Origin of the sequence: Synechococcus sp. MIT S9507 (assembly GCF_047304715.1) — a bacterium.
In the GTDB taxonomy this organism is placed as follows: domain Bacteria; phylum Cyanobacteriota; class Cyanobacteriia; order PCC-6307; family Cyanobiaceae; genus Synechococcus_C.
The window spans coordinates 2,764,297-2,782,095 of the sequence record NZ_CP138970.1 but is presented as its reverse complement, the minus strand read 5'-3'; the positions used below and the strand labels follow the sequence as shown (position 1 = coordinate 2,782,095).

17 protein-coding genes are annotated in these 17,799 nt (G+C 55.4%); 8 read left to right on the top strand and 9 right to left on the bottom strand.

Annotation, left to right across the window (positions count from 1 at the left end; translation table 11 throughout):
- Positions 1-10: 10 nt before the first annotated feature.
- Positions 11-178, bottom strand: a complete 168-nt coding sequence (locus SIB83_RS15255) for a thermonuclease family protein (protein WP_413746337.1) — start codon at positions 176-178, stop codon at positions 11-13.
- Between the two features lie 823 nt (positions 179-1,001).
- On the opposite strand from SIB83_RS15255, the gene SIB83_RS15250 reads away from it, so the two are divergent.
- Positions 1,002-1,262, top strand: coding sequence for a cell division protein SepF (locus tag SIB83_RS15250; protein ID WP_413746336.1), 261 nt, complete (start codon positions 1,002-1,004; stop codon positions 1,260-1,262).
- Here SIB83_RS15250 and arsS read toward each other — a convergent pair.
- The 3 genes from arsS to stpA form a co-directional block, all read right to left on the bottom strand.
- The gene (gene arsS, locus SIB83_RS15245) at positions 1,255-2,208 is read right to left on the bottom strand and encodes an arsenosugar biosynthesis radical SAM (seleno)protein ArsS (protein WP_413402505.1); all 954 of its coding nucleotides are present in this window, start codon (positions 2,206-2,208) and stop codon (positions 1,255-1,257) included. The two genes, SIB83_RS15250 and arsS, sit on opposite strands and share 8 nt — an antisense overlap.
- Positions 2,209-2,266: 58 nt before the next feature.
- Positions 2,267-3,028: a hypothetical protein gene (locus tag SIB83_RS15240; protein ID WP_413746335.1), complete on the bottom strand. Its 762-nt coding sequence runs from the start codon at positions 3,026-3,028 to the stop codon at positions 2,267-2,269.
- A gap of 135 nt (positions 3,029-3,163) precedes the next feature.
- Positions 3,164-4,378 carry a glucosylglycerol 3-phosphatase gene (stpA, locus tag SIB83_RS15235; protein ID WP_413747396.1) on the bottom strand — a complete coding sequence of 405 codons (1,215 nt, stop codon included), beginning with the start codon at positions 4,376-4,378 and terminating at the stop codon, positions 3,164-3,166.
- A 662-nt stretch (positions 4,379-5,040) separates the two neighbouring features.
- Between stpA and SIB83_RS15230 the strand changes: the two genes are divergently transcribed.
- A complete protein-coding gene (locus tag SIB83_RS15230) occupies positions 5,041-5,340 on the top strand; it encodes a SemiSWEET family sugar transporter (RefSeq protein WP_413746334.1) in 300 nt (99 codons plus the stop codon).
- Here SIB83_RS15230 and SIB83_RS15225 read toward each other — a convergent pair.
- A complete protein-coding gene (locus tag SIB83_RS15225) occupies positions 5,334-5,591 on the bottom strand; it encodes a hypothetical protein (protein ID WP_413402501.1) in 258 nt (85 codons plus the stop codon). The genes SIB83_RS15230 and SIB83_RS15225 overlap by 7 nt on opposite strands.
- A 389-nt stretch (positions 5,592-5,980) precedes the next feature.
- Here SIB83_RS15225 and SIB83_RS15220 point away from each other — a divergent pair, with 389 nt between their 5' ends.
- On the top strand, positions 5,981-7,522 hold the full coding sequence (locus SIB83_RS15220; protein WP_413746333.1) for a hypothetical protein: 1,542 nt from the start codon (positions 5,981-5,983) through the stop codon (positions 7,520-7,522).
- A gap of 33 nt (positions 7,523-7,555) precedes the next feature.
- Here the strand turns inward: SIB83_RS15220 and SIB83_RS15215 are convergent, their stop codons facing one another.
- Together SIB83_RS15215 and SIB83_RS15210 are read right to left on the bottom strand one after the other, a co-directional pair.
- Positions 7,556-10,210: an AAA family ATPase gene (locus tag SIB83_RS15215; RefSeq protein ID WP_413746332.1), complete on the bottom strand. Its 2,655-nt coding sequence runs from the start codon at positions 10,208-10,210 to the stop codon at positions 7,556-7,558.
- On the bottom strand, positions 10,201-11,346 hold the full coding sequence (locus SIB83_RS15210) for a metallophosphoesterase family protein (RefSeq protein ID WP_413746331.1): 1,146 nt from the start codon (positions 11,344-11,346) through the stop codon (positions 10,201-10,203). Before SIB83_RS15210 ends, SIB83_RS15215 begins: the two co-directional genes overlap by 10 nt.
- A 108-nt stretch (positions 11,347-11,454) precedes the next feature.
- Between SIB83_RS15210 and SIB83_RS15205 the strand changes: the two genes are divergently transcribed.
- On the top strand, positions 11,455-12,615 hold the full coding sequence (locus SIB83_RS15205; RefSeq protein ID WP_413746330.1) for a phosphotransferase enzyme family protein: 1,161 nt from the start codon (positions 11,455-11,457) through the stop codon (positions 12,613-12,615).
- Between the two features lie 291 nt (positions 12,616-12,906).
- Here the strand turns inward: SIB83_RS15205 and SIB83_RS15200 are convergent, their stop codons facing one another.
- Both SIB83_RS15200 and SIB83_RS15195 read right to left on the bottom strand, forming a co-directional pair.
- Positions 12,907-13,218 carry a hypothetical protein gene (locus tag SIB83_RS15200; protein WP_413746329.1) on the bottom strand — a complete coding sequence of 104 codons (312 nt, stop codon included), beginning with the start codon at positions 13,216-13,218 and terminating at the stop codon, positions 12,907-12,909.
- A 66-nt stretch (positions 13,219-13,284) separates the two neighbouring features.
- The gene (locus SIB83_RS15195; protein WP_413746328.1) at positions 13,285-13,908 is read right to left on the bottom strand and encodes a hypothetical protein; all 624 of its coding nucleotides are present in this window, start codon (positions 13,906-13,908) and stop codon (positions 13,285-13,287) included.
- 146 nt (positions 13,909-14,054) lie between these two features.
- Between SIB83_RS15195 and SIB83_RS15190 the strand changes: the two genes are divergently transcribed.
- From SIB83_RS15190 to SIB83_RS15175, 4 genes are all read left to right on the top strand, one after another.
- Positions 14,055-14,630 (top strand): DOMON-like domain-containing protein, encoded by a 576-nt coding sequence (locus tag SIB83_RS15190; RefSeq protein ID WP_413746327.1) that lies wholly within the window; start codon positions 14,055-14,057, stop codon positions 14,628-14,630.
- Positions 14,627-15,616, top strand: a complete 990-nt coding sequence (locus tag SIB83_RS15185; protein ID WP_413746326.1) for a transglycosylase SLT domain-containing protein — start codon at positions 14,627-14,629, stop codon at positions 15,614-15,616. Before SIB83_RS15190 ends, SIB83_RS15185 begins: the two co-directional genes overlap by 4 nt.
- Positions 15,617-15,734: 118 nt before the next feature.
- Entirely contained in the window at positions 15,735-16,412 is a 678-nt protein-coding gene (locus SIB83_RS15180; RefSeq protein ID WP_413746325.1) for a hypothetical protein, read from the top strand.
- Positions 16,413-16,463: 51 nt separating this feature from the next.
- On the top strand, positions 16,464-17,792 hold the full coding sequence (locus SIB83_RS15175) for an O-acetylhomoserine aminocarboxypropyltransferase/cysteine synthase family protein (protein WP_413746324.1): 1,329 nt from the start codon (positions 16,464-16,466) through the stop codon (positions 17,790-17,792).
- The last annotated feature ends 7 nt before the right edge of the window (positions 17,793-17,799 follow it).

The window sequence follows — 17,799 nt, the reverse complement described above, 5'->3', positions numbered from 1 at the left end:
GGCGATGTGATCAGCGCGTCCAGAAGCATTGGCTGGCGTACTTCCAAAAGATCTCCGCATGGCGGCTTGCGACCATGGCCTGCTGAACATTCATTCCGCCCACGAATAGCTCTCCGACTGTCCGGCCGTAACGGTCGATGGTGATCCTGCGAAGGCTGACGGGCTTGCCCACCACCATGGCCTGAAGGTGATCGCGGGCAGCCCTGGCCCACTTCGGCTGAGCCGATCGCGGCGGTGCGAAGTTTCATCACTTCTGCCCCTCGTCTGAGCTTGAGCACGCCATTACCACTCTTGGATTTTTTGCCGGTGAAGGCAATGAGCGAATCGACTGATGGCAAATGCCCCACCGCGGGTGGAAAGTAAGGCCACGAAATCGGAGGAGCCCATGATGGCCGACACTCCACCTGAGCAGATCACAGAAGCAGACTGACTTCTGGCCCCTGCTCCAACAGTCTCAACAATGACCTGGGTTGGTCCTTTGGCAGGCAGACCTTGTGCGACACGCCAATCGCCGCTCCGTTTGCACCGCCCTAGGTGCCCTAGGAGACAACAACCCGACACCTAGAGCCAATGGCCCCAGGGTGCCTCCAGCCAGACGCTTCGACCCCTTCCTTCCTCTACAAGCGATGGGTTGAACAATGCACAAACGAGCGAGCTAGGCCGTCTTTCCACCCGGAAGGGCGGCCTTCCTCTTTGAGCCAAACACGTGTCTCTTCTCCAGGCGGTTGTCATCGAGTCCGTCGGCGGCGGTGAGCATCCACGAGGCCAGGCGGTTTCGAAGGTTGGGCAAGCGGGCGGGTTGGGCTTGTTTCTTAAGTCTGTCGAGGGTGCCAAGTGACGGAATCATCACCATGCAAGTCACCATTAATAACGGCTTTAAGAACCAACTCAGGTCTCAATTGTGAAAATGACTGCGGCAGAATGGATTCGTTGAGCTCGGCATCATCACTGCATGGTGACGGTTACTGCGACTTTCCTCCAGCCTCGCCAGGCTGAGAGTAATGAATCAATCCACTCGTAAGCAATCACAGGAGCTGCTTGTGATCCGTCCGCAAGGGGTGGCGGAAGGGATGCAGGCTGTTCTGGCTGTTCGCAGTCAAAAAACGGTGGTGCTCGATCTCACATCCATGGACAAGGCACTGGCACAGCGCACTGCTGATTTTGTGTCCGGTGGAATCACTGCCATTGATGGTCTGGAACATCGCCTCGGGGACCATGTGTTTCTGTTCACTCCGGCAGGGGTTCAGGTCTCGCTCATGTGAGAGAGCCACCACAGCTGGACCCGTTTCCAGCTGTACATCCGAAACAATGGTCAGCAACAGCGATTGGTAGGTCCTTCAAACCATCCGCTGCGCTGAGCAGATCAACAAGCGTTCGCGGTCCGGAGTCGGAGGCAAGATTCAGCTGCTGATTGAAATCACAGTCATAAAGAGCTCCCGTCCAGCTCACGCTGATCAGGCTGCGACACATCACCGATTGAATGTTTTCCGGCCGATGGGCCTCACGCAGAATCTGCTGATAGGGCTCAAGCTTGCCCTGGTGAAGCAGATCCCTGGCAAAACGCTGAATCGGCATATTGGTGATCGTGAGCAGGTGTGAGAAGGAAATCCCATGACTTGATGCCAAGGCCTCCCTGTACTGAGCTTCAAGTGGCTCCTGAGCCGGGGGGAGAGAAGGACCGGAAGGGTTGAACACCAGATCCAGTTGCAAGGGTGATCCGGGTTGGCCATACCCAAGCCGGTTCAGCTGCTTCAGCCCTGCGATGCTTCGCTCATAGACACCCTGACCTCGCTGCAGATCCACCCTCTCCTGCTCGTAGCAGGGAAGCGACGCAACCACCCTCACACCCATCGCCGCCAGAAATTCCGCCAGATCCTCATGTCCTGGCTCGCTGAGGATTGTGAGGTTGCAGCGATCGATCACATCAACGCCAAGAGACCTGGCGGACACAACAAGGTCTCGAAACTGAGGATGCAGTTCCGGTGCACCACCGGTGAGATCCAGACAATGGAGGTTTAAGCGGTCAAGCACCTCAGGGATCAACTCAATCATTTCCCTGGTCATCATTTCCTTCCTCCAGGGACCTGCATTCACATGACAGTGACTGCAGGTCTGATTGCAGCGATATCCGAGATTGACCTGCAGGGTTTCCAATCTGCCTCGACGAACAGGAGGGAAACTCAGGGTTTCTGGAAAGGTTGAAGTCAACGTCTTGAGGGGATCCGAGGCGATGATCTGTGGAAATTCTGGCGAAACGACCACAGAGCTAGGGAAGCGATTTTTCAACAGTGGCAACGGTCAGATCATCACCTTGTGTCTGGAGATAGGCGTACCCCAGACCATCCGAACGCAGAATCGCTGCGTAGGCGTAAGTCACACCGCGATCATCCTGCTGACGAATCTGGCCGATGCAGTTGTCAACCTGAGTGAATTGGCCCTGGTAAGCAGCCACTTCTCCGATCCCGTCGTAGGAAGAGATCGCGAGACCGACCATGCGCCACCCTGTCCAGCTCTCTCGCTGAATCACAGCATTCGCATTCCATGAAGAATCAGCAAAGGTGGTACCGCTTTGCTGGCTGAGGAAGCTGCCGTTCATGGTCTCCGGGTCACAGCGCCGATCCGGCTGCGGAATCCATCGCTCCCTCACAACATCACCTGTTCGATCACTGAGTCCGTAACGAGGCAATCCAGCTGAGGTGAGCAAAACCTTGCTTGCGCTACCGGACTCATCTCTGGTCACAGACAGACCGCAATCGCTCTCTGACTGCCAACGCCCTTGATATCGCTTTTCGCTGTAGGTGCGACCAACCCTCAGAAAACGGGTTCCACTGACGGCTCCGTCTGGGAACCATTCCTCAAGTTGAAGGCGGCCCAGTGGTTGATCACCACGCAGACCCTGACTCACGATCAGGTACTGACCCGGTGAAGGCACCGCACATCGTGCGGATTGCTGCAAAGGTTCTGCCTGGACCAGCGCCACTGGGACAGCTGAAGCCAGCAGCATCGGCAGTGAGAGCAGTTTTCGCATTGCAGAAGAGCTGATTGATCAAGTCTGCAGAGGCAAACGCATCGCGGCAGTCACCAACTCCAGACGCTGATTTTCTGCTGACGGAATCTGGCATCAGCAGGCTCCGGGGCGTTTGGTTTGTTTTGATTGGGTTGATCAGAGTGGCAGCCCGTTTCGAGCTGCTGCCAGGCCGTTGAACCAGGTCACATAGGCATCAGGGCCGCCCGGAACACAGACATCAAATTGAAGAGGATCCTCTGGGTCACTGATCCCTTCAAGGGTTCCATTCCTCAGCGATGGGCGGTCCACCTCACCACCGCTGCTGTCGACCAGAACCACCCTGTTCTGATGTCCATAGCTGCGTCCGAGTTCCTGAAGAAGAGTGAGAAAGCCCCGATCGCTGCCACCTCTCAACCAACCATCTCCAGAGGGGTTGATCGTCGAAGTGACCGTGTCACCGACACCGACAAGGTGGGGCATCTGATCAGCAGGAATTCGGTTTCTACAGAGGGCAAGAAGCGCTTCATGATCCTGGGGTGCGGTTCTGACGTTGAAGTCATCCCCGAAAGGTGCCTTGCCGGTGCGCGCTGCAATATGGCGATTGATCAGAACCAGCAAACCCACTTCCTTGATTGCTCCACGCAGCATGAACTGAATGTCGGTGCTGCCGACATCCGATTCCGTGGAGGGTTTAAGCAGTTCACAGCCGCCGGCATCTCGGCCGAGGTTCGGCGCGACGTGCAGAAAAAACGAGTCCTGAAGACCTTCAGCCACGGCCATCGTCATGAGTTGCTGCATGAGCAACTGGAGCATTGACTGCAGCTGACGCTGTCGGTCGACATCGCCCGGGAGTCTGCTGAACAGGCTGTTGAGGTTGATTGTTGGCGACACCTGCGTGTCAAGAACAGCCTTTTCAACCTCGTCAGCAAGCTCCACTTCGCCCAGTTCAGGCATCAAGGGAGGAAGCATCGACGACATCAGATCCTTCATCCGCGCAGGAACCGACGCCAAGAAGTGCATTTCAGCCTCACTGACTCCAGGGTGCGTGATGGTCCCGAATTCATCCTGCAGCTGTACTCCACCAGCGGCAAGGCCTGGCAGATAAAGACCTTCTCTTCGAGCAATGGCGGGGTCACCAAGTGCAGTTTCAACCAGACGATTCACTCCACGGTGACCTTCATGTTCACCATTGGTCAGAACGAAGAAACTGCCTCGTAAACGGCCAGCGGCGTGAACATAATCAGCTGCAAGACTCCGGGTCAGTGGGTCCTTCACCAGAGGCATGCAGACCCCATCGAGATCCTGAACAATCAGCAGGTCAGAACTGGTGACGAGTTCATGATGCAGTGAAGCGAGATCCATCCGAACCATGGCTGTCGTGGTCTTGGTTCTCACCTTCCCATGCTCTGGATGAATCGCCAATCCGCTTGGAGCAGACGACATTCACTGGTCTGCCACCAGCCATGACCCTTCTGTAAAAGACCGGTGTCTGATGCATTGGATTTCAGACTGAATCACCAAAAAGGAACTCGGATCAATCTCAGGACAAGAACGTGGTCAATCACAAAGCTGGATAGGGAAGGAGCACTCAGCAACACACCAGAGATCGCCGGCGAGGGAGCGGTCAGGATGCAGTCGTTGATGAAACACCCGCGTGAATCGCGACTTTTCAGGCTCACGAGTGGAGGGAACAGGAAGCAATGGAAAAGGTCATGTCAGCGAACAACAACCACTGATTCGTCAACATTCACTGCGCTGATGTGAAGATCTTGTTGCAGTGATTCTCAACTGGAGGCAAAAGGATTGAACCCCTTTCATCCAGCTTCCGGAGCGATCCATCATCAGGTGGTACTTGACTATTGACCAGAACAGGCACTTCCCGAGTGGGTTGATACGAAAGAAATCGGCATGGCAACAGACAAGATCAGATTGAATGTTGTAATGCTCCTGATATCAGCGCTGAGCATCAAATCTCAGACTGTTGAAGCCGCGGCTATGGTCAAAAGGTTCCTTGAACGATTCAAATCACTCGAATGGTATTGGATTTAAACTCCTCTGAGGTATTTGGCTTTGCTGCAGCAACGCTTTCAACAATCGCATTTCTGCCGCAGGTCGTTAAAACCTGGAAGACCCGTTCAGCAAAAGATGTTTCCTACGCCTTGTTACTCACCTTCAGTACCGGCTGTCTTTGCTGGGTAATCTACGGATATCAGGTGGAAGCGAAGCCGGTAATGATTGCAAATGCATTTACACTTACATTGAATCTGACCATATTGGCCATGAAAATTGTTTTCGAAAACAATTCAGACAATCTTCCTGAAAACACTCAATAATGAAGACTTAGAACTTGAAGAATGTCCTGTATTTCATCGATCTGCACGGAATTCCTGTTTTGCTCATCAAGCAAAATCATCTCGAAACCATCCCAGTTTTTAATCAGATCAACTTCGACGAACTGATCATTAAGAGTCATTCTGATATTGACACCCCAATCCGCAGAATCAACCAGAAGTCCTTCCAAACGTCCGATGTCAGCCCTGCTGAGTAGCGCACGGATCTCATTCTCCATTTCGAGACTATTCATTACGCACGATAAGAATGTGATCAAACAATTCTACATGAAGTCAAAAACCATTGCCACGTTCATCATCAAGCAACATCGAAGTACTCCCTGCGTCTGCTCATCTCAGGCTGGCCACTCATTGCTGCAGAGAAAGTCTTCACTTTGAACACTTGGTGCATCAATCATATGCATCATTTCAGCCAAATCAATTGATTCATTTGATCTTCAAGTGTTCGCTTTCGTCTGTCGCATCTCTTCGGTAGAAATCCATCCACTGGGCTTTGACGAAACCCTGGGGACCTGAAAGCAGATAATGGGTGGGTGAGGTTGAACAGCCTGATCCAGCAGTTTGATTCAGCTGCCACTCAATATCCCCAACCCTCTTTCACCCAGTCCTCCCAGTCAAAGCGATGAGTCTCAGCACTGCAGCATTGTTGAACTCAAATGGATTCTTTCCACCCAGCCTCGACCGGGATCAGGTGCGGCAGCGGGTCTGGGAGTTGGAGACCGGAAAGGTCGGTTTCTACAGCGTTGGGCTTTATCCGGCTTCCCTCGCTTACAACTGCGCCATGCAGCAGAAGGATGAGGACAATCTTCTGTTGGCACCACGTCCTAAACGCGAGCTTCTCGGCGCGTTCACTCAATCAGCTATCGAAGGCATGGATCCGAACCATGTGGCCGTCATGGAACGGATGGGCAGCCATCAAACCGAGGGTGGGCGTCAACCCAACACTCTTGCTGACCTGCTCAAGCGCTGTGAACTGGTAGTGCTCAGTGCCAACAGTAACCATGTTGAGGACGACCTGATCGAGGCGATCCAACTGCGGGATCAACTGGGCCGTCAGCACGTGGTTCTGGCCTGTCTGGCTGGATCGTTCAGCCACGACAACATCGCCAACGAGTCGTATGTGCTCTGCGAAAAGGTGCCCAGCCTCGGGTTTTTCTCCGGTTTTCACCGTCACGGCGCCCTGCGCAATCCACTCGACAGCTTCACGGCCAACTTCTGTCATCCCAACGCACTCACCGCTCTGCTGGGCGCAAGGATGCTGGATCGACTGTCACCCAACATTCAGGTCTCAGCGGGTGTTCACAACATCGAGGGTCAGTACATCAAGGCAGCGAAGAACATGTCATCGGTCTTCGCAGGGTTCGGTTACGCCTACCACCAGGACAATCCCGGCGTGTTGCCAACACTGCTGACGCTTCTGCTCGACCAGTGCCTGGATCAGGCAGCCACCGTGTCCATGGCCAGACGTAATCGACAACGTCTCTACAACCGCCAGCCCTTCGCGCTGACGGAACTGGGTTATGGCGTCCAGCGGATCGAAGCGGCACTCGTCCGCGGCGGAGATATGGAAAAAGTGCGCGATCACACCTTTGCTCAACTCACCGCAATGGTGGCGGACGTGCGCGGCAGCATGATGCTGCCGGTTTCCGGGACACCCACCCGCAATTTCCAGGCTGGACAGGTTCTGGCGGAGCACATGCGAGCCGAGAATCGATGCCCGCAATCGATGGAGGAGTTGGAGAACTGGTGCGAACAGGCAGGCCTGCGCAAAGGTGGCCTTGAAGGTCTCAAGTCCTTGCGCTACTGGCCACAGATCGTGCGCAAATACGCCGTCCCCGTGCATGACGCTTCGATGGTGAATCTGCTCTACATGGCCATCTACGGAAATTCGACCACCAAGAACGTGGCGTTTTCAGTGATGACGGAAAGCCGGGAGTTGTCCAACTACTGCCAGGAATCAGTGCGGCCCACCCACAGCCGAAGATATGCCGATGCGCTCCAGAATCTCGAGCAGCCTGAAGCGATGGATCTGCTCGTGAACGCCGTCGTTGCTGATAACGCCCGCCGTTTGATCCGCGACGACAACGGCATTGAAGAACCGGAGACAGCCGATGAACCGCCGGCCTACCTCAAAGCCATGAATGTGATCGAAAACGCACTCTGAGTCAGGCGAACCGTCGTCTGCACATCAATGCCCCTAGAGATCGATCACCGAATCGGCAATCGCTCGGTAGGGATCCGGGTCACAACTCAGAATCACCACCTGCAGACCCTGGTCAACAGCCAGCCTGAGCATGCTGCCAACCGCTTCAAGTCGTGAAGGGTCGCTGTTCGTGAAGGCGTCATCAAACAGCAGTGGAAGGCAGCCGTCATGCCCATGACGCAAAGCCTCGGCGATCGCAAGCCGGACAGCGGCATTCAACTGTTCCTTGAGTCCTCCGCTGAGCTGAGAAAACTCGAGGCTTTGACCTGAACGTTGAAGCCGCAGATCCTTCAGGCCATCGCTGGCATCCAGGCAAAGCTCGGAGCTGTCTCCGGGCTGCTGCAGAAAAGGAGCGATGAAACGGTTGATGCTTGCCCGCAATGGTGATGAGTAGCGACGTGAAAGATCGGCACGCGCTTGCTGGAACCGCCTGAGAAGCAGCACCCGTGAGTCAACCACAAGAGTTTCCTGTGCCTCTGCCTGCTGAGCCAGAGCTAGACGTGTGCAGGCTTCCTCAAGCTCAGCGTGAAGTTCACGACTTCCAAGACTCTCGCAGCGCTCGAGAAGGGAGCCTCGTTCACGGTTCAGTTCCGTGCGCAGACGATTGAGCCTCAGCTCCTGATCATCCAGCTCAGCCAGTGATGCCTCCACGTCGGCGCCGGACGCGATGCCACAGTCGTGTCTGAGTGCCAGCAGTTGGTTCTGCAACAGCTCACACTGACGAGTCACCTTCTTGAGTTCAACGTTGATTGAGTTCGCTGAGCCATGCCGCGACTCGATCTCTTGTCGTTGTTGATGCTGCTGGACATGCTGGGCCTCATGGCGCTCAAGCCGAATCTGCAGATCCTGAAGCTTCCCGACAGCACCCTTCTGGTCACGTTCAGCGCGCTCATAGTCAGCACGCCGTGAGCGGATCCTTTCCTGAACCGTTTGATAGGCGATACGGCAATGGTTCAACGCCCGAGTCAAGTCATCTTCAGCGGCAATCTCAGGATCAAGCTGATGGTGTCGCAGTTCAGCGAGCTGCTGCTCGAGGTGATCGAGATCCTGATCCCCCTTCAGGTTGCTCTGCTGCTGTTCCATGAGCTGGCGAAGACGTGCATCAAGAACAGCAAGCTGCTGTTGAAGCTCCGCGCGCATCTGCAACTGAGCCTCTGCAGCTTCAATGCTGTCGACACCCCAGTGCTTGAGGTTCTGCTCCAACAGAGCCTGAGATCGGGTCCTTTCAGCCTGCAGTGATGGAAGACCAGTTCCCTCTCCAGGGCTGACAAGCAGGCTGACCCCTTCACCGACCTGCAGACGAAATGCACCCGTTTTTTGCACAACGTCTCCTGGTCCTAGTGGTTCTCCATCCACGCGGACAGTCCTGTCGGAGCACTGCAGTTCGACCTTTGACGCCATGCTCTGCAGACGGATGTCCAGCTCACGAAGCTGTGACTGCTGAGCCTTCAGTGAGGACAGATCGGCGGGATCGCGACCCGGCAATGCCGTCAGCTGTTGTCTGAGCAGAGACTGTTGATGTTCGAATTTGACGCGTTGTTCCTCTTGCAGACGCAGGTTCTGGATGCGTTGTTCAAGCCGTTCCTGATCCTGACGACGCCTAAGGGCGTGGCCACGCTCTTCAAGCGCCTGACGTTTGCATTCGAGCTGTTGGCATGCCTGTCGTTGATCAAGGAGAGCGCTGGATATGGTCTGCGCAGACTCGTTCATGACCTTGAGCTGCTGTCGAAGCGACTTCATCGCCGTTTCAGCAGCCGTCATCTCCTGAACCAGACGACTCAAAGCACTGAATTGCTGTTGCCACTGAGTCCGCTGAAGACTCAGTGGAGCAAGCTGTTGTTGCAGATCCTTGAGTGCCAGAAGCTGCCGGCGCTTCCTCTGCAGATTCGGTGCTTGAGAATCAAGCTGATCAAGAGCCTGCTCGTTGGCATCCAGTTCGCTGCAGGCTGTCTCGTAACTGAGCAGTCGCTCATGTGCCTCGGACTGTCGATCTGAAGCCTGCTGAACCTCCTGGCGTCGTTTCCAGAGTTCACTGTTCTGTTTCACACCACGACTGGTGAGGCTGGAAGCCACCAGTTGTTCAAGCTGGTTGAAGACCTGCTGATCGATCGGGGACTGAAGTGATTGCTCAGCCTGTCCCTCAAGAGCAGTGATCAAACCCTTGAGGTCGTAATGCTCGGCGCTGAGATCCAGCAGATTGCGACCGGCCAGGCCTTGCATCACCCAGAGGTGAGCCCAGCGGGTGGGTAGAACCCGGTTCACCTGGCGGCTGCCGATGATCTCCTCAACACCAAGAAGAGCGGCGAGTTGATCTTCGGCATCGCCACCGAGCAGCACCTGCTGACCGGCTCGGCTGAGGCGGCAGGTCCCTCCTGCGCCGCTGAAGCATTTCAACAGTGACCAACGATGGCCAGCCGCGTCGAAGTCGATCTCCACCTGGGGGTGTCCCGCATGGGTGGCGGAGCGCAGATCACGAACTGCGGCACCGGTGGCGGAGGCACGCAGAAACAATGTCCGATGCATCGCTTCCACAAGCGAGCTCTTACCGGATTCATTGGCACCTCCAATCAAGGTCAGACCAGGGGCGAAGGACACCTCGAGAGCTCGATGCCGGCGCATGCTTTCCAGTCGGCAACGAATCAGGCGCATCGATCAGAAGCGCAAAGACGGTGCAATTCGATCAGAGCCTGCTCAACCAGGGGATCAGCATTGCTCCGCAGCTCGTCCTGAAGATCTGCAGCGATCGTGCTGACCAGAGGACTGTCCATACGCAGCAACAGCGCATCCCTCTCCTGTGCTGTTGGTTGGCGGTGCAACTTGCCGCGCAAGCGCAGGTGCAGAAGCTGTTGTGCGAGGAGCTCCATACGTTCCTCAAGCTGGAGATGGCCCTGAAGGCCGAGTTGTCCGTTGAGCTCAAGCCGAATGAGGTCCCGACCGACACGGCTGCCGACACACTGATCAAGCTGTTGTTCCAGACGCAGCAGATCGGCATCGCCATTGAGCGTGAGGGTGATCCGGTGCCAACGGAGGCGACCAGTGGGTTTCACCATGACCCTTGGAGGCTGGGCTCTCTCCACATCAATCACCAGAACCTGAGACCTCAGGTCATCGGGTCCGGTTGGGAAGCGATCGGGTTCAGGTGTGCCGCTGTACCAGGTTCTGTAATCAACCTCCATCAGCGCATGCCAGTCACCGAGGGCGATGTAATCGACTTGATCACGAGGCAGGGAATCGAGGCAAAGCTGGTTGACCTGGCCCTCACCACCGAAACCCTGAACCGAGCCATGGGCCACAACCACTCTCGGTTTCACCGGATCAAGGGCCGTCCAGTCGAGCTGATCGAGCCAGAGCGATGGACTTTGGCTGTCCCGCTGTCGTTGCAGAGGACATGGCAGCAGAGTGATTCCAGAAACATCGACAGGCTCGGGATTCAGCAGCAATCGGAGATTGCCGGCACGCTGCTGCATCTGTGAGCGCAGATCCTCGCGCCTCCAGATGCCTCCGGAACCGCCGTGATCATGGTTACCGGGTATCACAACCACAGGTGCTGGAATCGATCCGATCGCTTCCAGCACCTCCATGACCATGGCCGCAGCCACTGTGCTCGAGTCGAACAGGTCACCGGCAACCACCACGATGTCCACCTGTTCCTGGCTGGCCACTTCAGCGATCCTCAGAACAGCATCAACTCGCTCCTGCTGCAACCGTGCCTGTTTCTGGGAATTGTCGATCCAGCGATAGGGCTTGCCGATCTGCCAGTCAGCGGTGTGAAGAATGCGTGCCACCCGTGCCGTTCAGACAACGCTCACCATGCTGCCGCCTTCCCGCCTGATTTTCCGCACACTCATTGATGGCAAACACCAAGGGAAACGGCATGTTTCGTCGTGAGACCCATGCGATTAAACGTGACGCTCCCGTTCTCCAGCTCCAATTCGATTCTGGAGACCATTGCAGGCCTGTTCCATCCATCAGAGCAGATCGATGGGATCAGCCAGCTCGGCTCCGGGAATGTCAATGACACGTTTCTGGTGACGCTGAATCGCAGCGCGTCACGATCAGCATTCGTGATGCAGCGTCTGAACACGGAAGTGTTCGAACAACCCGAACTGGTGATGGGCAACCTGCTGAAACTGGGCAATCACGTTGAACAGCGTCTGGCGCAAAAACCACCGGAACTGCTGGGTCGACGCTGGGAGGTTCCCAAAGTTCTGCCGACACTGGATGCCGATGGCCACTGGGTGGAGCATCAGGGAGAGTTCTGGCGATCCATCACCCATATCGGTGCCGCCACCACAACGGATGTGATTCAGGACGACCAGCATGCCCGTGAGCTGGGCTACGGCCTGGGCATGTTTCATCACCTGATCAGTGATCTGGCCACTGACGAACTGGCAGACACGCTTGAGAATTTTCATATCGCGCCGGCATACCTTGCCGAATTCGACCTTGTGCTCTCCGGATCGGCTGATCAGAGCTGCCGTCGCATCGCTGAAGCGGTCTCTTTCATAGAGGACCGCAGGAATGGGATCGATGTTCTTGAGCAGGCCTGTGCAAGAGGTGAACTGAAAAGAAGACCGATCCACGGAGATCCGAAGATCAACAACGTCATGATTGACGATGCCTCAGGCCAGGCCGTTGGTCTCATCGATCTCGACACGGTCAAACCAGGATTAATTCATTACGACATCGGTGATTGTCTGCGTTCCTGCTGCAACAGATTGGGGGAGGAAACACTTGACACCAAGAATGTCAGCTTTGACCTGAACCTTTGTCGAGCGATCCTCGAAGGATATCTATCCATAGGCAGGTCGTTTTTAACAGTAGAAGATTTCCGCTACCTGCCTGACTGCATTCGCCTGATTCCTCTTGAGCTTGGAATCCGCTTTCTCACAGATCACCTGTCCGGAGATCGCTACTTCCGTACAACAAGGCCGCAACACAACCTCGATCGCGCTGAGGTTCAGCTTGCGCTCACCAGATCAATTGAGAATCAGTGGACAGAATTGAAAAGTCTGATTGAAGATCTTTTTCGAGAATGCGAAACAGCACAATGACAAGTGTGAAGATCTGAAGCAAATCAAGCCAGGGAAAGGATTATTTCCAGCATGAATATAAAGCATGCCATCTTCCAATTTTTCGTCAGTCTTTAACAGCATTAAATTGCAGCAGGACACCACTCTGCTGTCGCGAACACATTAAAAAATAAAGATCAGATAACCAGCAAAGCCAAGTATTCTTATGAACGAATTACTGCTTAAAAACCGAGAACCCAAAGGGAGCTGCAACACAAACTGAAATGTTATCTGCAGCGTGTGCTTCTTGAACAATTCAATAGCCGGCAGGCTTCAGGCTTCAGGCTTCAAAACAGTGATATTGAACTGCTTGCATATCATCATGGAGATCGTGGCGATTGCTTGCTGAACAATCAAATCTACATACTGGTCGGCTTTTTCATTGAATTCAGGAATCGGAACATCGGATCCCTGACTCCCTGCATCGGGAATGAAATTCAGTCGAATACGATCTTGATCCGAGCAATGTTCAAGAACATCCTCTACAGCAGCTGCAATCAACCGGTTGCGGGCTTGCTCATAGCATTGTAATCGAGCATGCAGTTCAGCATCATTTGTTGGCATCATGTTGTTCTTGCTGGGCATCACATTGCAAGGGGATTTGAAGAGCTTGTCCAGCCAAGAGTTTGGCCTGAGCGCTGAATCTCCAGATCAATTCTGATCATTGGATCCCTGTCCATCTGTCTCCTCCTGTTGATCATCGTCTTCCTGAGGGTTGGCCAGTTCCAGCTGATGGCGTGTGAGCTCCACCGAACAGGTTTCGATGAGATCAGCTGCAAGGGCCTGCTCTTCTCCATCAAGCCGAAGGTCCTGAGAGATCGGCGCTTCCGGGCAACTGATGGCGGCAACCTGCTGGAGAGCGTTGGTGATGGCGGAAAGATCGTTCTGCCAGGTGACGGCGAGTCCTTCAATTTCTGCGAGCACTTCAGGACTGGCAGCTTTGATCCCGGAGGCGGCATTGATCCTTGCTGCTATTCGCCGCTCGTCCCAAACGGAAGCACCAACAAGGTGCGCGGCATGCAGCGTGGCCAGAGAGCTGATGGCTTCGGCTTTGAGGGTTTTCACCGAACGACTGATCACACGTTGATCCAGTGACAGTGGTTCCACCGAAGGCAGATCAGCAGCATCCACTGAAGTCGAAGCAGGGGAGGGGTCGACAGCCTCCAGTGATGCCAGCTGTTGAGGAAGCTCCGTGAATTCCTCAGAGTGCACGGAGGGAGCGATGCGACGGGCGGCTCGGATCAACAGATCGGCAAACCGTTCTCTCAGGCTCATGTGTTGCAGCTGCCCCTGAAACCATTCTGATTGTGCTTCTAACCTGTGGATCTCGACAGGCCGGACTTCACCACTCATCAGTGACGACGAAGCACGCAATCAGGCACAGATCTCTGCCCAGAACAGCCTGGATCTGGATTTAGGCAATGGGACGACACCCGGTGATGGTGAGGCAGGTGTGCCCACTGATTCCCTTTGACCTGGACCAAAGTCCGGCAGTTCTTGCCACGGCGGAGTTTGTTTGGAGAGAAGATGCTGCTCTTGAGCTGAGCTTCAGCCTTTGCTCGAAGCAGTCCGGAGGCTCCCTCGATGGCATTTCCTTCAGGGGCAGCAAGGCAGAGAACCCAGCGATAAGACACGACAACCTCTGGATGCATACCTGCTTCGAGGCGTTTCTTGCTCGACCTGATTCGCAGGAATACTGGGAAATGAATGCCTCGCCCAATGGAGACTGGAACCTTTACAGGTTCAGCGGATACCGCAGCGGCGGCATGGCGGAACCGCAGGCGAAGCAACCTGTGGTGAACTTCAGCATGGATGGTGCTGGCTGCCGCTGCACCATTCAGATTTCACTCAAACCATGGTTGGAGCTCACAGCGATTCCTGACATTGCCCTGTCAATGGTTCTGGAAGAGAACAGTGGCTGTCTGAGTTACTGGGCTTTGAACCATCCGGCAGACAAACCGGACTTCCACGATCGAAGGGGATTTCTGCATTCGTGAACAGCGATCTTTCAAACACCAGAATCTGGATCCGAAGTCTGCTGAGCATTTCAGTTCTGCTCAGCCCGATCACAGTGGCCTGCAAAACGATCGATTCCACAGAGGCTGCTGGAGATCAGACCTCGGCCAGCGTAATCATTCCGGATCTTCCAAACCAGGCAGGCCTCCCCGTTGCACCGAATGGACGGCACTACCCGCTGGTACCGAAAGAACCAGGTGAACTCGCTTCCCTGATCACCAAGGTCGAGACTGCTCTGATCAACCCTCAGCTGGATGAACAGAACCTTGCAGCACTGGCCCATCAGCAACAGGTGATCTACAGGGTTCTGTCCAAGCGAGACGTTCTGAGTCAGGAGGTTCGCGCCCAACTGGATCCGAACTGGCACTGGGTTTATGACCAGCACATTGCAGCCCGTAAGGCATTTCTGGCGATGCACCGAGGTCCCGCCTCATCCACACTGCCCGCCTGGAGAATCAGGACTCCTGCTCCCGCAGCTCAATTGCTGAAGGCTTACCGCAGTGCCTCTGCAGCAACAGGAATCGACTGGACTGTTCTGGCTGCTGTAAATCTTGTGGAAACCGGCATGGGACGGATCGACGGCGTGTCAGTGGCCAATGCTCAGGGGCCGATGCAGTTTCTACCGACCACCTGGTCTGAGCCAGGCATCGGTAATGGCGGCAATATCCATGATCCATGGGATGCCATCCATGCTGCAGCGCGCTACCTGGTGCGACGAGGAGGTCTCAAGGACATCCGCAGTGGCTTATGGGGATACAACAACAGTGACCATTACGGCAAAGCGGTCCTGCACTACGCGGCGCTTCTGAAGAAAAATCCACAGGCCTATCGGAGTCTTCACCAGTGGCAGATCCATTACGCCTCATCATCCGGTGACCTTTGGTTGCATGAGGGCTATGAGCAACAGCAGCCCATTGGTGTCAATGACTATCTGCAGAAGAACCCCCATGGTGCGCCGCCGACATGAGTCGACCTGCCCTGAAAGCAAGTGATGAATCCGCCTGAGGAAACTGCTGGTTCACCCTCCAACCTGATCTTTCCGCGTCCGGCCTCTACGCTTCGTGCATCAGGACTGAACAAACTGCGTGGCCAAAGAACTCACCCATCGCGCCGATGAACTGGCCGGTCTCGGCTGGTCTGCTGAGGATGTGAATCGCTACGCCGAACTCTGGGAGTACCGACAGCGCTGGGGAGCCATGAACCTGGAACGTGAGGATCGTCTGTTTCTGCGCAAAGCCGAAGCGGCTCTGCCGGTTTTGGCAACGGGCAAGGCAGCGGTCAAAAAGAACACCCAGGACAAGTCTTATTACCGCTGGCTGCGTTTCCACCTGGACGCGATGACTGCAGCTCAATCCGAAATGGCGTTGGCCGATGGAGCTCAGGGAGCCTGGCCGATTCTTCTGGAGGAGGAGCTGCGGCTGCTCGATCATTACCAACCCGTTCTTGGTCTTCCAGACACGATCAAGGCCAAAAACTTTGATGCCTTCAGGGAACTGATGGCTGAACAGGCGGCGGGACTTTCCGACGAAGGCATGCAGCTGAAAACCCATGACTTTCAGGCGGCGCTCACGGACCTGAAGGAGAAGGAAAACAGCAAGTGGCGCCACCTGCGCGAACAGAGCGGAGATCAGCCCTATCCGATTCTTCTTGGCGAAAACGTCAACACGTTCCGCGCCGAGGTTCGCCAGCAGTTGACTCCACTGCTGCGACAGACCCTTCCATCCCTGGCCGAGACCGACAAGCCTGAACCCGGCGCTGACTGAGGTCGCGCGTTCGCCGCGCAGCTAGAAAAGGGTGACTTCCCTGCCATCTCTGTGACGGATCAGCGCTTTGAGACCCTGCAACTTCACGCGGGACAGGTCCCTGATCCAACTACGAATGCAAGGGCGGTACCGATTTACCAGACCAGCTCCTACTTCTTCAACGACGCTGAACATGGCGCCAATCTCTTCGGTCTGAAGGAGTTCGGGAACATTTACACCCGATTGATGAACCCGACGACGGATGTCTTCGAAAAGCGGGTGGCAGCACTTGAGGGAGGAATCGCAGCGCTCGCCACAGCCTCCGGACAGTCGGCACAGTTTCTGGCCATCACGAACTGCATGCAGGCCGGGGACAATTTTGTGTCCACCTCATTCCTCTATGGAGGCACCTACAACCAGTTCAAGGTTCAGTTCCCCAGGCTTGGGATCAACGTTCGATTTGCCGAAGGTGATGACGTCGCCAGTTTTGCTGCACAGATCGATGACAGCACCAAGGCCATCTACGTGGAAGCCATGGGCAACCCACGCTTCAACATCCCTGATTTCGAGGGACTCTCCTCCCTGGCCAGGGAGCGTGGCATCCCGCTGATCGTGGACAACACCCTCGGAGCCTGCGGTGCCTTGCTGCGACCGATCGAGCATGGTGCGGACGTGGTTGTGGAGAGTGCAACCAAATGGATCGGTGGCCACGGAACCAGTCTGGGCGGTGTGATTGTGGATGCTGGCACCTTCAACTGGGGCAACGGCAAATTTCCGTTGATGAGCCAGCCAAGTGCTGCCTATCACGGCCTTGTCCACTGGGACGCGTTCGGATTCGGCAGTGACATCTGCAAGATGCTGGGGTTGCCCGATACCCGAAATATTGCCTTCGCTCTGCGAGCACGGGTCGAAGGCCTGCGTGACTGGGGTCCGGCTGTGAGTCCCTTCAACAGCTTCCTTCTGCTTCAGGGTCTCGAAACACTCAGCCTGCGCGTTGAGCGCCATGCGCAGAACGCGATGGAACTGGCCCAGTGGCTGCAGCAGCATCCAAAAGTGACCAGCGTCAGCTATCCGGGATTGCCGGGTGATCCTTATCACCAAGCGGCCAAGAAATACCTCACAGACCGAGGCATGGGGTGCATGTTGATGTTCTCGCTCAAGGGCGGCTATGACGACGCAGTGCGCTTCATTGACAGCCTGAAACTGGCGAGTCATCTGGCCAATGTTGGAGATGCGAAGACGCTGGTGATTCATCCGGCATCCACCACTCACCAGCAGCTCAGTGAAAGTGAACAGGCTTCTGCGGGTGTGACGCCAACGATGGTCAGGGTGTCGGTGGGTCTTGAACACATCGATGACATCAAGGCCGACTTCGATCAGGCGCTGACATCCGGGGCGTGATCGGAGA